The 14615-nt window shown below is 47.7% G+C and carries 15 protein-coding genes; 12 read left to right on the top strand and 3 right to left on the bottom strand.

Annotated features, from left to right (window positions below; translation table 11 throughout):
- The first annotated feature begins 61 nt into the window (after positions 1 to 61).
- The 4 genes from ribH to pgpA all read left to right on the top strand — a co-directional run bounded on the left by ribH (position 62) and on the right by pgpA (position 2582).
- Positions 62 to 532, top strand: a complete 471-nt coding sequence (gene ribH / locus R4537_RS08565; RefSeq protein ID WP_000864130.1) for a 6,7-dimethyl-8-ribityllumazine synthase — start codon at positions 62 to 64, stop codon at positions 530 to 532.
- On the top strand, positions 532 to 1002 hold the full coding sequence (gene nusB, locus R4537_RS08570; RefSeq protein ID WP_000501296.1) for a transcription antitermination factor NusB: 471 nt from the start codon (positions 532 to 534) through the stop codon (positions 1000 to 1002). The genes ribH and nusB overlap by 1 nt, the downstream gene beginning before the upstream one ends.
- Positions 1003 to 1092: 90 nt before the next feature.
- Entirely contained in the window at positions 1093 to 2067 is a 975-nt protein-coding gene (gene thiL, locus R4537_RS08575) for a thiamine-phosphate kinase (protein WP_001973101.1), read from the top strand.
- Complete coding sequence (gene pgpA, locus R4537_RS08580; RefSeq protein ID WP_071179165.1) at positions 2064 to 2582, top strand: phosphatidylglycerophosphatase A; 519 nt, start codon at positions 2064 to 2066, stop codon at positions 2580 to 2582. Before thiL ends, pgpA begins: the two co-directional genes overlap by 4 nt.
- A 40-nt stretch (positions 2583 to 2622) precedes the next feature.
- On the opposite strand, the gene R4537_RS08585 is transcribed toward pgpA, so the two are convergent.
- The 3 genes from R4537_RS08585 to map form a co-directional block, all read right to left on the bottom strand.
- Positions 2623 to 3006 (bottom strand): DUF3461 family protein, encoded by a 384-nt coding sequence (locus R4537_RS08585; protein WP_000483924.1) that lies wholly within the window; start codon positions 3004 to 3006, stop codon positions 2623 to 2625.
- 145 nt (positions 3007 to 3151) lie between these two features.
- Positions 3152 to 5782: a bifunctional uridylyltransferase/uridylyl-removing protein GlnD gene (gene glnD / locus R4537_RS08590; RefSeq protein WP_071179164.1), complete on the bottom strand. Its 2631-nt coding sequence runs from the start codon at positions 5780 to 5782 to the stop codon at positions 3152 to 3154.
- A gap of 104 nt (positions 5783 to 5886) precedes the next feature.
- Positions 5887 to 6729, bottom strand: coding sequence for a type I methionyl aminopeptidase (gene map / locus R4537_RS08595; protein WP_071179163.1), 843 nt, complete (start codon positions 6727 to 6729; stop codon positions 5887 to 5889).
- 340 nt (positions 6730 to 7069) lie between these two features.
- Between map and rpsB the strand changes: the two genes are divergently transcribed.
- The 8 genes from rpsB (at position 7070) to rseP (ending at position 14571) form a co-directional block, all read left to right on the top strand.
- Positions 7070 to 7798 (top strand): 30S ribosomal protein S2, encoded by a 729-nt coding sequence (rpsB, locus tag R4537_RS08600; RefSeq protein ID WP_000179228.1) that lies wholly within the window; start codon positions 7070 to 7072, stop codon positions 7796 to 7798.
- 131 nt (positions 7799 to 7929) lie between these two features.
- Positions 7930 to 8772, top strand: coding sequence for a translation elongation factor Ts (gene tsf, locus R4537_RS08605; RefSeq protein ID WP_000301483.1), 843 nt, complete (start codon positions 7930 to 7932; stop codon positions 8770 to 8772).
- A 140-nt stretch (positions 8773 to 8912) separates the two neighbouring features.
- Positions 8913 to 9644, top strand: coding sequence for a UMP kinase (pyrH, locus tag R4537_RS08610; RefSeq protein ID WP_000210546.1), 732 nt, complete (start codon positions 8913 to 8915; stop codon positions 9642 to 9644).
- 53 nt (positions 9645 to 9697) lie between these two features.
- Positions 9698 to 10255: a ribosome recycling factor gene (frr, locus tag R4537_RS08615; RefSeq protein WP_000606618.1), complete on the top strand. Its 558-nt coding sequence runs from the start codon at positions 9698 to 9700 to the stop codon at positions 10253 to 10255.
- 91 nt (positions 10256 to 10346) lie between these two features.
- The gene (gene uppS, locus R4537_RS08620) at positions 10347 to 11099 is read left to right on the top strand and encodes a polyprenyl diphosphate synthase (RefSeq protein ID WP_001180543.1); all 753 of its coding nucleotides are present in this window, start codon (positions 10347 to 10349) and stop codon (positions 11097 to 11099) included.
- A 17-nt stretch (positions 11100 to 11116) separates the two neighbouring features.
- Positions 11117 to 11959 (top strand): phosphatidate cytidylyltransferase, encoded by an 843-nt coding sequence (locus tag R4537_RS08625; protein WP_071179161.1) that lies wholly within the window; start codon positions 11117 to 11119, stop codon positions 11957 to 11959.
- A gap of 48 nt (positions 11960 to 12007) precedes the next feature.
- Complete coding sequence (gene ispC, locus R4537_RS08630; RefSeq protein WP_071179160.1) at positions 12008 to 13216, top strand: 1-deoxy-D-xylulose-5-phosphate reductoisomerase; 1209 nt, start codon at positions 12008 to 12010, stop codon at positions 13214 to 13216.
- Positions 13213 to 14571 (top strand): sigma E protease regulator RseP, encoded by a 1359-nt coding sequence (gene rseP / locus R4537_RS08635; protein ID WP_071179159.1) that lies wholly within the window; start codon positions 13213 to 13215, stop codon positions 14569 to 14571. Before ispC ends, rseP begins: the two co-directional genes overlap by 4 nt.
- Positions 14572 to 14615 lie beyond the last annotated feature (44 nt).

Here is a 14615-nt window from a genome sequence, read left to right on the forward strand (position 1 = left end):
TCACAAATTTGTGCTAGAATCCGGCGATTCTCACTTGATGAACAGAGTTAAAGGAAAGCTTATGAAAGTGATCGAGGGTGGTTTCCCAGCACCAAATGCGAAAATTGCGATTGTGATTTCTCGTTTCAACAGTTTTATCAATGAAAGTTTGCTGTCTGGTGCCATCGATACTCTTAAGCGTCACGGTCAGATCAGTGATGACAACATTACTGTTGTGCGTTGTCCCGGTGCGGTTGAGCTGCCACTGGTTGCGCAACGTGTTGCAAAAACGGGCGACTACGATGCGATTGTCTCTCTGGGTTGTGTGATCCGTGGCGGTACACCGCACTTTGACTACGTTTGCAGTGAAATGAATAAAGGTCTGGCACAAGTGTCTCTGGAATTTAGTATTCCAGTCGCATTCGGTGTGTTGACTGTTGATACTATCGATCAAGCTATTGAACGCGCAGGAACCAAGGCTGGTAATAAGGGTGCTGAAGCAGCACTGAGCGCACTTGAGATGATTAATGTTCTTTCTGAAATCGATTCCTAATGGGGGCCAGTGTGAAACCAGCCGCACGTCGTAATGCACGTCAATTTGCGCTACAAGCAATTTATTCATGGCAAATTACTAAAGAGAATGTTGCGACTATTGAAGAGCAATTTCTAACCAGCGGTAAGTACGATGAAGAAGAACATCGTGCCGCTGAGCCAGCTCTTGCTGCTCCTGAAACCGATGTTTCTTATTTCCGTGATCTGCTGGCGGGTGTGGTTTTAAACCATAATGAACTCGACAGCAAACTGCGTCCTTTTGTTTCTCGTCCGATGCAAGATCTGGACATGATGGAACTGGCGCTACTGCGTTTGGCCATGTATGAAATGACGCGTCGTGAAGACGTACCATACAAAGTGGTGATTAACGAGGCGATTGAACTGGCAAAAGTGTTTGCTGCGGAAGATAGCCATAAATTCGTTAACGGTGTGCTGGATAAAGCCGCACCGCACGTACGTAAGAAAGCGTAATCCGTTTTCCACCAGAAGGTCAGCAGTCGCTGACCTTTTTTCTTGATAAGCTGCGACCTAATGCAGCGTTTCAACCAAAGAGTCTGGATGATGTTTGGTGAATTTAATTTAATCGATAAATACTTTTCCAACCGACAAGCACAACGCAAAGACGTTCACTTAGCATTGGGTGATGACTGTGCCATTGTCAAAGTTCCTGAAAATTCGCGCGTGGCGATCAGCACCGATACCTTAGTTGCTGGAACCCATTTTCTGGCTCAGGCCAATCCGGCTTGGGTCGCGCACAAAGCCTTAGCGTCGAACATCAGTGATTTGGCGGCAATGGGCGCGACTCCGGCTTGGGTTTCGCTTGCGTTGACTCTGCCTGAGATTGATGATGCGTGGCTAACGCCATTTTGCGATGCTTTTTTCGAGTTGGCCAATTACTACAATGTGCAGCTCATTGGTGGCGATACCACCAAAGGGCCACTCAGTATCACATTAACCGTGCAGGGCTTTTTACCCAAAGAGCAGGCTATGCTGCGAAGCGGGGCGAAAGTTGGCGATTGGCTCTATGTCACGGGCGATCTAGGGGATAGCCAAGCCGGCTTAGACGTGATTTTAGATCCGGAAAAGCGCCATTTACCCTTCGCCGATATTCTTGAGCAGCGCCATTACTTATCGACACCGCGTATTGTGGCAGGGCAAGCTTTAGTGCATTTGGCCTCTTCGGCGATTGATATTTCCGACGGCCTGATTGCCGATCTGCAACACATTTTGCGGCGTTCCAATGTTGGGGCGAGTATTGATGTTAGCTTGCTGCCGCTGTCTAAAGAGCTATTGCAGTTTGTAGACAGTGTCACTAGTGCGCAGCAGTATGCCTTGACCAGCGGTGAAGAGTACGAACTCTGCTTCACCATTCCAGAAGAAAACCGAGGCTCGCTGGAAAATGCGCTCGCCCATTGCGGCACTAAAGTGACCTGTATTGGCCAAATTCGCCCGGCCGGTACGTTTGAGCTGCACAATCAGGGGAAAAAGCTCGATTGGCAACTGGCTGGGTATGATCATTTCAAGGTGAAAGCATGAGCGATCCACGCAGTAATCTCTCCTTAAGTAACCCTTGGCACTTGCTTGCTACTGGTTTTGGCAGTGGCTTGTCGCCCATTATACCCGGAACGATGGGCACGTTAGCATCGGTGCCATTTTATCTAATGCTGGCACAGCTCCCTTTGACTCTGTATGCCGTCGTGGTTGTGTTCGCTAGCCTCATTGGCATAAAAATTTGCCAAGTCACCTCAGATGATATGCAGGTACACGATCACGGTTCGATTGTTTGGGATGAATTTGCCGGTTTTTGGATCACTATGCTGATTGTGCCGTTATACCAATTACCGGTTTTCGATTGGAAATGGCTCGTGACAGGTTTTGTGCTGTTTCGCTTTTTCGATATGCTCAAACCTTGGCCGATCAGTTGGTTGGATAAGCGTGTGCATGGCGGTTTCGGCATCATGATTGATGATTTAGTGGCTGGGGTAATGGCCGCGATTAGTTTAGCGGCCATCGGCTACTGGTTAGAGTGGTTGCCTGCTGTGCCTGCTTGAGATTCGCTTGTTTAGGTTCCCCTAGGGGAACCAAACTCAGCTAGTTTAATTTTTGCAAATCGGCTTCAATTTCGGCAATTTTACTGGCAACGACCTTTTCCAAGTGGCGTAAATCATTAAGAATTTTCTGTTTCACGTCCACTTCACCCATGACTTCGGGTTTGGTTATCTTATTCAGCTCATCAATCACCAGCGTTAAATTGCGATTAATTTCAGTGACTTCTTTGTACTGATGACTGCCGCTGTCGACCAATACATTTTTGATCTGCCTTGGATACTTAAACTTGACGCTTTTGGCGAACAGCTCGCCCTTTTGCTTTTTGAAGTAGATCTTTAATACATCTTTATGCGCTTCTTGGCGCAGTGAATAGCGTTCAATTTGCGTAGGTTCATTAATACCCAAGCCAACGAGATGGGGAAACATAGGCAACCTCTTAGTTAAAATAACCCGCCTCTTGATATACATTTTCCAAGATGGCACTCAATTTACTGTAGCAGCTGGTTGATGTGCCTGACAGTTCAATAGGTTAACTTGTGCTCAAGATCGCACCCGCACCTTGACCGTTTCGCTACTGAGCGCTAGGAGCGAGCTCTGCGACATGTTCAATCAATTTCTCGCGCAAGTGCTGCTCCTCCTCTTCATTGAGGCGCGTGCCTTGGGCGTTGGTTAAAATGAATAAGTCTTCTGCGCGCTCACCTATGGTAGTGATTTTAGCTGCATGCAAATCCAAGTTGAGTTCGGCAAAGGTGGCTCCGACGGTAGCCAGTAGCCCCGGCGTATCCAGCGCAACGAACTCCATTAAGGTGCGCTTTTTACTCTTGGTTGGTAGAAAATCAACCTGAGTTTTGACTTTAAAGTGCTGCAAGTTACGAGGAATGCGCCGTGCCTTTTGCGTGGTAGGACGACCATCTTCCAGTACATGCACCAGATGACGAATCAATGCTTGATGGCGATCTTCTTCAATGGCTTGCCCATTTTGGTCAAGTACCATGAAAGTATCGAGTACATAACCGTCTTTACTGGCCATGATTTGCGCGTCATGCACGTTCAGATTACGCCGGTCGAGCTCGGCAACGACAGTCGCAAATAAAGCAGCTTGATCCTTGGTGTAGATAAAAACTTCCGTTCCGCCGCGAGTAGCTTTTTTGCTGAGTAAAACCAAAGGTTTGCTACTGTCTTCATGGCGTAATAAATGGGTGCAGTGCCACGCGATCTGTTTATGAGTATGGCGCAAGAAATAATCGGCTTTAAAGCGCTGCCACAACACCTCAATTTCACGGCTAGAGAAGCCTTCTTTGCGCAGCAGGGCTGAGGCCATTTGCTGGTTATGACGAATGCGTTCACGGACATCGACGGGATTTTCTAGGCCGCGCCGTAGCGCGCGCTGGGTTGAGTAAAAGAGCTCTGCCAACAAAGTCCGTTTCCAGCTGTTCCAAAGCTCAGGGTTGGTGGCGCAGATATCGGCGACGGTTAAACACACCAAGTATTCGAGGCGCTCTTCATCACGCACTTTTTTGGCAAATTCGATGATCACATCTGGATCGTAGATATCACGACGCTGCGCGGTGACCGACATCAGGAGGTGATTTTTGACCAGCCAAGCGACCAATTTCGCTTCCGGTTTAGATAAACCGTGCTCAATACAGAAATCAAACGCTTCATCAGCACCAATTTCTGAGTGATCACCGCCGCGTCCTTTACCGATATCATGGAAAATGGCCGCGAGGATGAGCAGCTCTTTTTTCTGAATTTTAGGGTAAATTTCACAGCAAATAGGGTGGCGATCGTGGTTATTGGCATCACTAAATAGATGGATATGTTTGAGTAGACGAATACTATGTTCATCCACCGTATAGACGTGAAACAAGTCGAACTGCATCTGGCCAACAATCTGGTTCCATTGGGGCAAATAAGCAGCAAGTACACCCAGTTTGTGCATTTGGCTAAACGCTTTATGCAGTGCGTTGGGGTGGCGTACCAGCTCAATAAACTTTTCGCGAGCATTGGGAAGGGTGTGCAGAAATTTATTCAGTCGGCGACGAGCCGTGCGCAATTGGCGCATAGTGGCTGGCGCAACCGATTCGATGGTGGAGTCGCTGGCCATGTGCAAAAACATATCCAGAATGGTTTCTGGACGAGCTTGAAATAGCGCGGGTTTACGCGCTTCAATCATATTGCCACGGCGTTGGAAGTCATCATCAATAATCACGGCTTCGGCTTCTTCACCATTATTGAGGATCGCTTTATCGAAAATTTTCAGCAGCATTTTGTTGAGTTCAGCTACACGACGCAGGGTGCGGAAAAACTCTTTCATCATCATCTCGATGCCACGGTTGCCTTCACCAAAGTAACCGAGATGACGAGCAACTTGCACTTGATGCGCGAAGGTTAAGCGGTTGTCGTAACGTTTCAGCTCAATGTGCAGCGCAAAACGCACGCGCCATAAAAAGTCTTGGCACTCAACCAGCTCACGGTATTCGGCATCGGTCAGAAAACCAAAGCGGCTCATCTCATACAAGGAAGTCGCCCCAAAATGGCGGCGTGCGACCCAACTTAAGGTGTGAATATCGCGTAGCCCACCGGGGGTCGATTTGATGTCAGGCTCTAAGTTGTAGGTGGTGTCGTGATATCGAGCGTGGCGCTCTTTCTGCTCACGCACTTTGGCTTGATAGAAGATTTCACTTGGCCAGAAGGACTCAGAATGGATCACCATTTTGAGATGATGAAAGGTCTCTTCACAGCCGCACAGTAAGCGCGCTTCTTGCAAGTTAGTGGCTACAGTGAGGTCGGATTTACCGATTTCAGCACACTGCTCCACGGTTCGTACCGCGTGGCCAATCTCCAATTTTAAATCCCATAACAGGGTGAGAAATTGACTGATTTTATTAGCGACCTGTTCGCTAAGCACTTGTTGAGATAAGACTAAGAGATCGATGTCTGATAGAGGGTGTAGCTCACCACGTCCATAACCCCCAACCGCGACTAAGCTCACTTCAACCAGCTCATCAAATCCAAAATATTTCCATAAACGGTGTAGCAGTAGGTCCATGTATTCTGAGCGGCCAAGCACTAAGTCGGTCACTGGATGGTGATCGAAAAACTCCTGCTTTTGGTATTCAGTAAAGCTTTCGAGCTGCTGCTTTAAGCTCTCAACCGTGAGTTGGGGTTCTTGAAATGTGATAGGGGATTGATACGGCATAGCGCGTCCATGCAAGCGTTAACACGAATGGAGCCAATCTAGCAGATGGCGACGGATAAAAAAATATCCCTGACCGGCAGGGATATTTTCAATCGAAGGAAAACTTAGGCGTTATTCAGGATGCGTGGCAGGCTTTCTTCATTGCGTAGCGTCAGGATTTCACAGCCATTCGCAGTGACCAAAATCGTGTGTTCCCACTGAGCAGATTTTTTGCCATCGGCGGTGTAGACCGTCCAGCTATCTTCATCATCAAGACGGCAGCCAAATTTACCGGCGTTAATCATGGGCTCAATGGTGAAAATCATCCCTTCACGCAGCACGGTGCGGTCACTGTTTTTGTAGTGCACCACTTGTGGCTCTTCATGGAACTCAGCACCAATGCCGTGACCACAGTAATCACGCACGATAGAGAATTTAAAGCGCGGGTTATTTTTGTTGTTGGTCTTGATGTGCTTTTCAATCGTGGTTCCAATCTCGCCCAATTGAACGCCCGGCTTGACCTGTTTCAGTGCGAGGTAAAGACACTCTTGCGCCACATGACACAGGCGCTTATCTTCAATCGACACATCGCCAATCAAAAACATTTTTGAGGTATCGCCGTGGTAGCCGTCTTTGATAACCGTAATATCGATGTTAAGGATGTCGCCATCACGCAGTACCGCAGGACGTTGGATCTGACCAAAGTAAGTATCTTCACTGGCAGGAATGCCGTGGCAGACAATGTGGTTGATCGACGTGCAGATCGATTTTGGAAAACCGTGATAATTCAGTGGTGCCGGAATCGCGCCTTGAACTTCAGTAATGTACTTATGACATATCTGATCCAGCTCTTCGGTAGTCACGCCTGCTTTCACATGAGGTTCAATCATTTCGAGAACTTCAGCGGCTAAGCGGCCCGCAACGCGCATTTTTTCAATTTCTACGGCATTCTTGATTTTTATAGACATCGGCTTTCTCTACTCACTTGTGAGCACACAAGGTGCTAGTGGCGCTATTGTAACAATGGACAGATGAAGCGCAAGAAAACAGTCGCCCGGCGCTAAAATCGAGTGGCTAAGTCATGGCTTTGCATTGGCTATCGACGAATTTTTTCTAGCCACACAGGGGCGAAATATGATATAAAGCGCGCCGGAATCCGGGTCCTTATTCTCCCTGTTGGCGAAAAGGATTGGGAACCACAAACCTAATTGTTTAAATCACACACATTCCGACACGTATTCCGGGGTGCTCCAAGTGGAGTCGGATATACGGGGGATGTGGAGGCCTAACCCCATAGAGGATTTTAATATGGCATCTGTATCAATGCGCGATATGCTGACAGCGGGCGTACACTTCGGTCACCAAACTCGTTACTGGAACCCAAAAATGAAGCAATTCATTTTCGGCGCACGTAACCGCGTTCACATCATCAACCTAGAAAAAACTGTACCTATGTTCAACGAAGCTCTAGCTGAGCTGGCAAAAGTTGGCGAGAAGAAAGGTAAAGTTCTATTCGTTGGTACTAAGCGCGCTGCATCTGAGTCTGTTAAAGAAGCAGCTCTAGCAAGCAACCAATACTACGTTAACAACCGCTGGTTGGGCGGTATGCTGACTAACTGGAAAACTGTTCGTCAGTCAATCAAGCGTCTGAAAGAGCTGGAAGTTCAATCTACTGACGGTACTTTTGACAAGCTGACTAAGAAAGAAGCTCTAATGCGCACTCGCGAAATGGAGAAACTGGAAAAGTCTCTTGGCGGTATCAAAGATATGGGCGGTCTGCCTGACGCTCTGTTCGTTATCGACGCTGATCACGAGCACATCGCTATCAAAGAAGCGAACAACCTAGGTATTCCAGTATTTGCTGTTGTTGATACTAACTCTAGCCCAGACGGCGTAGACTACATCATCCCAGGTAACGACGACGCGATCCGCGCTGTTCAACTGTACCTGAATGCTGCTGCTCAAGCGATCAACGAAGGTCGTAACAAAGACGTAGCTGCTGTAGCTGAAAAAGACGGTTTCGTAGAAGCGGAATAATCTCGGCTCTGAGTGAAACTTAGGCTATCTGCCATGATTGTGTAGCATAGCCCAAGTTATAGTTAGCATTGGGGGCCGATAATGTAGGCCCTCAATTTTTACCCAATCCAGAATTAACTGAGGAATAGAGAATGGCTGTTACTGCTGCTCTAGTAAAAGAACTGCGCGAGCGTACTGGCGCAGGTATGATGGAATGTAAGAAAGCCCTTGTTGAAACGAACGGTGACATCGAGCTGGCGATCGAGAACATGCGTAAGAGTGGTGCTGCTAAAGCTGCTAAAAAAGCTGGCAACATCGCTGCTGAAGGCACCATCATTATCAAAGAAGGCGAAGGCGTTGCGGCTCTGGTTGAAGTAAACTGCCAAACTGACTTCGTAGCAAAAGACGGCAGCTTCGTAGCATTTGCTAACCAAGTTGCTGACGCTGCTGTTGCTTCTAAAGCCTCTGTAGAAGAACTACAAGCGCAATTCGAAGAAGTTCGTGTTGCTCTAGTTGCGAAAATTGGTGAGAACATCAACATCCGTCGCGTTCAGTACGTTGAAGGCGCAACTCTGGCTACTTACCGTCACGGCGATCGTATCGGTGTAGTGGTTGCTGGTTCTAGTGACGCAGAAACGCTGAAGCACGTTGCAATGCACGTTGCTGCTTCTCGTCCAGAATTCCTGACACCAGATGACGTTCCAGCTGAAGTTGTTGCGAAAGAGCGTGAAGTTCAAGTTGGCATCGCAATGAACGAAGGTAAGTCAAAAGAAATCGCAGAGAAAATGGTTGAAGGCCGTATGAAGAAATTCACTGGCGAAGTTTCTCTGACTGGTCAGCCATTCGTAATGGAACCAAAGAAAACTGTTGGCGAAATTCTTGCAGAGAAAGGCGTAGCTGTAACTGCGTTCGTTCGTCTTGAAGTAGGTGAAGGCATCGAGAAACAAGAAGGCCTGAGCTTTGCTGAAGAAGTAGCACTGGTGCAAAAAGGTTAATCCTAGCGCGATTGCTCAGAAAAAGACCGTGGCCATGGCTGCGGTCTTTTCACGATTAACCGTGATGAATGGATTTTGGCCTAGCACTCAAATCTATTCATGACTGTTAATCCTCAACTCTCTTTGGAAGGTAAACTCCCATGACAACGAACCCTAAACCAGCTTATCAACGTATTTTGTTAAAACTAAGTGGTGAAGCGCTACAAGGCTCTGAAGGTTTTGGTATTGATCCAACGGTACTTGATCGTATGGCTCAAGAAGTAAAAGAACTGGTTGAGCTGGGTGTTCAAGTGGGGGTTGTGATTGGTGGCGGCAACCTATTCCGTGGTGCAGGCCTAGCCAAGGCTGGGATGAACCGTGTAGTTGGGGATCATATGGGCATGCTTGCCACGGTAATGAATGGTTTGGCAATGCGTGATGCGCTGCATCGTGCTTATGTTAATGCACGCCTGATGTCGGCAATTCCTCTTAACGGTGTTTGTGATGATTACAACTGGGCTGATGCGATTCGCGAATTGCGCCAAGGTCGAGTGGTTATTTTCGCTGCGGGTACGGGCAATCCTTTCTTTACTACGGATTCGGCTGCTTGTCTGCGTGGTATTGAAATTGAAGCTGATGTCGTTCTCAAAGCAACCAAAGTAGATGGTGTTTACAGCGCTGACCCGGTAGCCAACCCGGATGCACAACTGTATGATAAGCTGGCTTACAACGATGTGCTTGAGAAAGAACTGAAAGTGATGGATTTGGCTGCGTTTACTCTGGCTCGTGACCATAAAATGCCAATTCGTGTCTTTAACATGAATAAGCCAGGCGCACTTCGTCGTGTCGTTATGGGTGAAGCTGAAGGTACAATGATCAGCGACGTGCAGTGATCCGTTTGCAAACGAAACGCTCTCGAAACGAAAACAAGAATTAAGGTGATATTGTGATTAATGAGATCAAAAAAGATGCGCAAGAGCGTATGGAGAAAAGTGTTGAAGCACTGAAAAATGGCCTGTCTAAGATCCGCACAGGTCGTGCTCACCCAAGTCTGCTGACGGGGATTTCAGTTGACTACTACGGCGCTCCAACTCCACTTAATCAGGTTGCTAACGTAATTGCAGAAGATGCACGTACGCTAGCGATCACCGTGTTTGACCGTGATTTAACTCAGAAAGTTGAAAAAGCGATCCTGATGTCTGATTTGGGTCTAAACCCAATGTCAGCCGGCACCATTATCCGCGTTCCACTGCCACCGCTTACCGAAGAACGTCGCCGTGATCTGGTGAAAATCGTGCGTGGTGAAGCTGAAGGCGGTCGTGTTGCAGTGCGTAACATTCGTCGTGATGCGAACAACGATCTGAAAGTGCTGCTGAAAGACAAAGAGATTTCAGAAGACGATGAACGTCGTGCACAAGAAGAGATTCAAAAGCTGACCGATGCGGCAGTGAAGAAGATCGATGACGTGCTTGCTGCAAAAGAAAAAGAGTTGATGGAAGTTTAATCCACTGACTTAGTGAACAAAACGCTGTGCTCGCAGCACAGCGTTTTTTTATGCTACTCTTGCGCCTCTTTGATTGTTCGTTGTGTTTCTTATGCAAAATCTATCTCTTTCCCAAGATGTATTGCCTAAACATATTGCCGTCATTATGGATGGTAATGGTCGTTGGGCGAAAGCGCAGGGAAAACCGCGTGTGTTCGGCCATAAAAATGGTGTGGCTGCGGTACGAAAAACCATCTCTACTTCTGCTCGCCTTGGCATTAAAGCCGTGACTCTGTTTGCTTTTAGCAGCGAGAACTGGCGTCGTCCGGAAGAAGAAGTGGGCGTGTTGATGGAACTTTTTATGACGGTTCTTTCGACCGAAATTAAGAAATTGCATAAAAACAATCTGCGTTTGCGAGTGATTGGTGATAAAAGCCGCTTTAGTGAGCGTCTGCAAACTAAAATCGCGCAAGCGGAGCAGCTAACCGCTAGCAATACCGGCATGGTGGTCAACATCGCTGCGAACTACGGTGGACAGTGGGATATCTTGCAAGCCACTCAAGCATTGGCTGAAAAGGTTACCCAAGGTGAACTGCAACCGTCGGACATCGATGAAGCCGTATTTAAGCAGCATTTGACTATGGCTGATCTGCCGGATGTGGATTTGTTGATCCGCACCAGCGGAGAGTGTCGCATTAGTAACTTTATGCTTTGGCAACTTGCCTATGCAGAAATGTATTTTACTCCAGTCTTCTGGCCTGAGTTCGATGAAAACTGCCTGATTGAAGCAGTGACTTGGTTTGTTAATCGTGAGCGCCGTTTTGGCTGTACTGGTGAACAAATCAAGGCATTGATGGAAAACTGAATATAGGACTTCTCAATTTGAAGCAGCGAATCATTACAGCGCTTATTCTGGCGCCTTTGGTGATCCTTGGCATCCTTTATCTGCCTTTTGCTTGGTTTATGTTGGCACTCGCAGTAGTGACCTTACTAGGATTCTGGGAATGGACTCAGTTCGTTAACCAACCATCACGCATGTTAGCCATGATTCCCGCCTTATTGGTTTGTGGTATCAGTGTCGCTTTGATCGACTTTCAATTTCCGGCTATCAGCAATATGAATACGGCGCATTTTATTGTGCTGGGTATCGGTAGCCTTTGGTGGCTGGTCTCAAGTGGACTGGCAATCACTTATCCGCGCTCGCGTCCATTATGGGAACACTCTAGCACTGTTCGCCACCTGTTTGGCCTATTTACGCTGCTGCCTTTCTTTTGGAGTGTGTTGTTCTTACGCGCCGATACTTACCTTTCCGATCCTCTTTATGGCGCGAAATTAGTTCTCTTCGTCTGTTTTCTGGTCTGGGCCGCAGACAGCGGTGCCTATTTTGTGGGAAAAAGCTTAGGTAAACACAAAATGGCGCCCGCCGTCAGCCCGAATAAAACGATAGAAGGTTTGGTTGGTGGCATCGTCACCGCCATGCTGGTTGGTTATTGGGTAGCAGAGTGGTTTGGTATTCAATTTAGCTCTATGCCTGTCATGCTGCTGATCATCTTATTGACTGTGGTGATTTCGGTTTTAGGGGATTTGGTCGAGAGCATGTTTAAACGTGTTTCTGGGATCAAAGACAGCAGCAATATAATTCCTGGGCACGGCGGCATTCTAGATCGGATTGATAGCCTAACGGCCGCTTTCCCTGTGTTCGCTCTTCTCTATTTCTTGTTCTAATACTCAGGCTGCTTAGGCAGCCTGATGTGAATAACAGCGATCTTCACTATGCGTAAACTAACCATTTTAGGTGCCACTGGTTCGATTGGAGCCAGTACCCTTAAGGTGATAGCCCAAAATCCACAGCAGTTTTCCATTGTTGCGTTAGTGGCTGGGGTCAACGTGGCCAAAATGTACCAGCTATGCCAACAGTGGCAGCCGAAATATGCCGTTATGGCAACGGCGTCAGCAGCATCTGAGCTACAAGGCTTGCTCAAAAGCCAAGCGATGGCGACCGAAGTACTGTACGGCGAAGAGGCGATGTGCCAAGTCGCGGCGCTGGATGACGTGGATACCGTGATGGCGGCCATTGTTGGGGCTGCAGGCTTGTTACCTACCATGGCGGCGGTGAAAGCCGGTAAGCGGGTGTTACTTGCCAATAAAGAAGCATTGGTCATGTCGGGGCAGCTGTTTATTGATGCTGTCGCACAATCTGGCGCTGAATTAATGCCGGTGGATAGTGAACACAACGCGATTTTCCAATGTCTGCCGACTGAAATCCAAACTCAGTTGGGGCGCTGTGATTTATCTCAACACGGTATCGACTATATTTTGCTCACCGGCTCAGGCGGCCCTTTCCGCTACAGCGACCTTGCGACCTTAGATAGCGTGACTCCTGAGCAGGCGATTGCTCATCCAAACTGGTCAATGGGACCGAAAATTTCGGTTGATTCCGCGACCATGATGAACAAAGGCCTCGAATACATTGAAGCTAAATGGCTATTTAACACGTCACGAGAACAGCTCAAAGTGCTCATCCATCCTCAATCGGTGATCCATTCTATGGTGCAATACCAAGATGGTTCGGTGATTGCTCAGTTGGGCGAGCCGGATATGGCAACGCCAATCTCCTATGCTATGGCTTATCCTGAGCGAGTGACCGCAGGAGTGCCTGCACTCGATTTTACGCGTTTGCAGCAACTGACCTTTATGGAGGTCGATTTTGCGCGCTACCCGTGCTTGCAATTAGCGATGGATGCGTGTTTTCTTGGCCAACATGCGACAACCTCGCTCAATGCGGCCAATGAAGTGGCTGTTGACGCGTTTTTAAAGCGGAAAATACGTTTTACTGACATTGCGCTAATCAATGATCAGGTATTGTCCAAAGTCTGTGCGACCAACACCCAGTTACATTGCCGTGACTTGGAAAGCCTGCTTGAGCTAGATACAATGGCTCGGCATTTTGCCCATCAAGTACTCAAAGAGCGCCAAGCATGACCGACATATTGTGGAATTTTATCGCCTTCATCATTGCGCTGGGCATTCTCGTCGCAGTGCATGAGTTCGGACATTTCTGGGTTGCCAGACGTTGCGGTGTGAAAGTTGAGAAATTTTCTATCGGTTTTGGGAAATCGATTTGGAAACGTGTCGGTCATGACGGTACAGAATACTCGATATCGATGATCCCACTCGGTGGTTACGTCAAAATGCTTGATGGCCGAGTGGATGATGTTCCTGCTGAACAGCAAACCATGGCATTTGATAAGCAATCACTCTGGAAACGCTCTGCCATAGTGAGTGCTGGCCCCATTTTTAACTTCCTCTTCGCGATCTTTGCCTATTGGCTGGTGTTTATAATAGGCGTACCTGCGGTTAAACCTGTGATTGGCGAAGTGACGCCTTACTCGATTGCGGCTCAAGCGGGCCTTGAGCCAGGCATGGAGATCAAAGCGGTTTCAGGCGTCAACACTCCCGATTGGGAATCGGTTAATATGGGCTTAATTGGCCATATCGGCGATGACATTATGACGATCACTGTCTCGTCCGCTGAAGGTGTGGAATTGAATGAAATTAAGACAATAAATCTACGTGAGTGGAACTTTGACCCAGAAACAGAGTCTGCTATGGGGGCGCTTGGCTTTAAACCTTTTACTCCTGAGATTTCCAATCAGCTGACCAATGTTTCTGCGCAAGGTGCTGGTGAGCGTGCGGGGTTACAAGTCGGTGATACTGTATTGCAAATCAATGGGCAAACAGTTGAGGTTTGGCAACAAGTGGTCAATGCGATTCAAAGTCATCCTAACGCGCCTATCGCTGTTTTGGTTGAGCGAGCAGGACAACAAGTTGAGCTCACTTTGATTCCTGATAGCCGTGAGCTTTCGCAAGGAAAAGTGATTGGTTTTGCTGGAATCGCACCAAAAGTCGCAGAATGGCCGCAAAACTATCGATTTGAATTGCAATTTGGTGTATTTGAGTCGCTTGGTAAAGCGGTTGAAAAAAGCGGACAAGTGATTGACCTAACGGTCAGCATGTTGAAAAAACTGTTGGTGGGTGATGTTGGATTGAATAATCTCAGCGGACCAATTTCTATTGCTAAAGGCGCAGGCACCACAGCTGACTACGGTTTTGTGTACTTTTTAGGCTTTCTGGCTCTGATCAGTATCAACCTTGGCATTATCAACTTGGTGCCACTGCCGATGCTCGACGGTGGCCATCTGTTATTTTTCATGATTGAAGCGGTGATCCGTCGCCCTGTTCCGGAAAAGGTGCAGGAAATGGGTTACCGGATTGGTGGTGCCATCATTTTCTCTTTAATGGCCGTTGCAATCTTTAACGATTTTACTCGCCTGTGATTGATAAACATTAGGCAAGAGTTGCAGTAAGGAAGAACTCAAAA

Source organism: Vibrio paracholerae, assembly GCF_037672085.1.
Taxonomy (GTDB): Bacteria; Pseudomonadota; Gammaproteobacteria; order Enterobacterales; family Vibrionaceae; genus Vibrio; species Vibrio cholerae.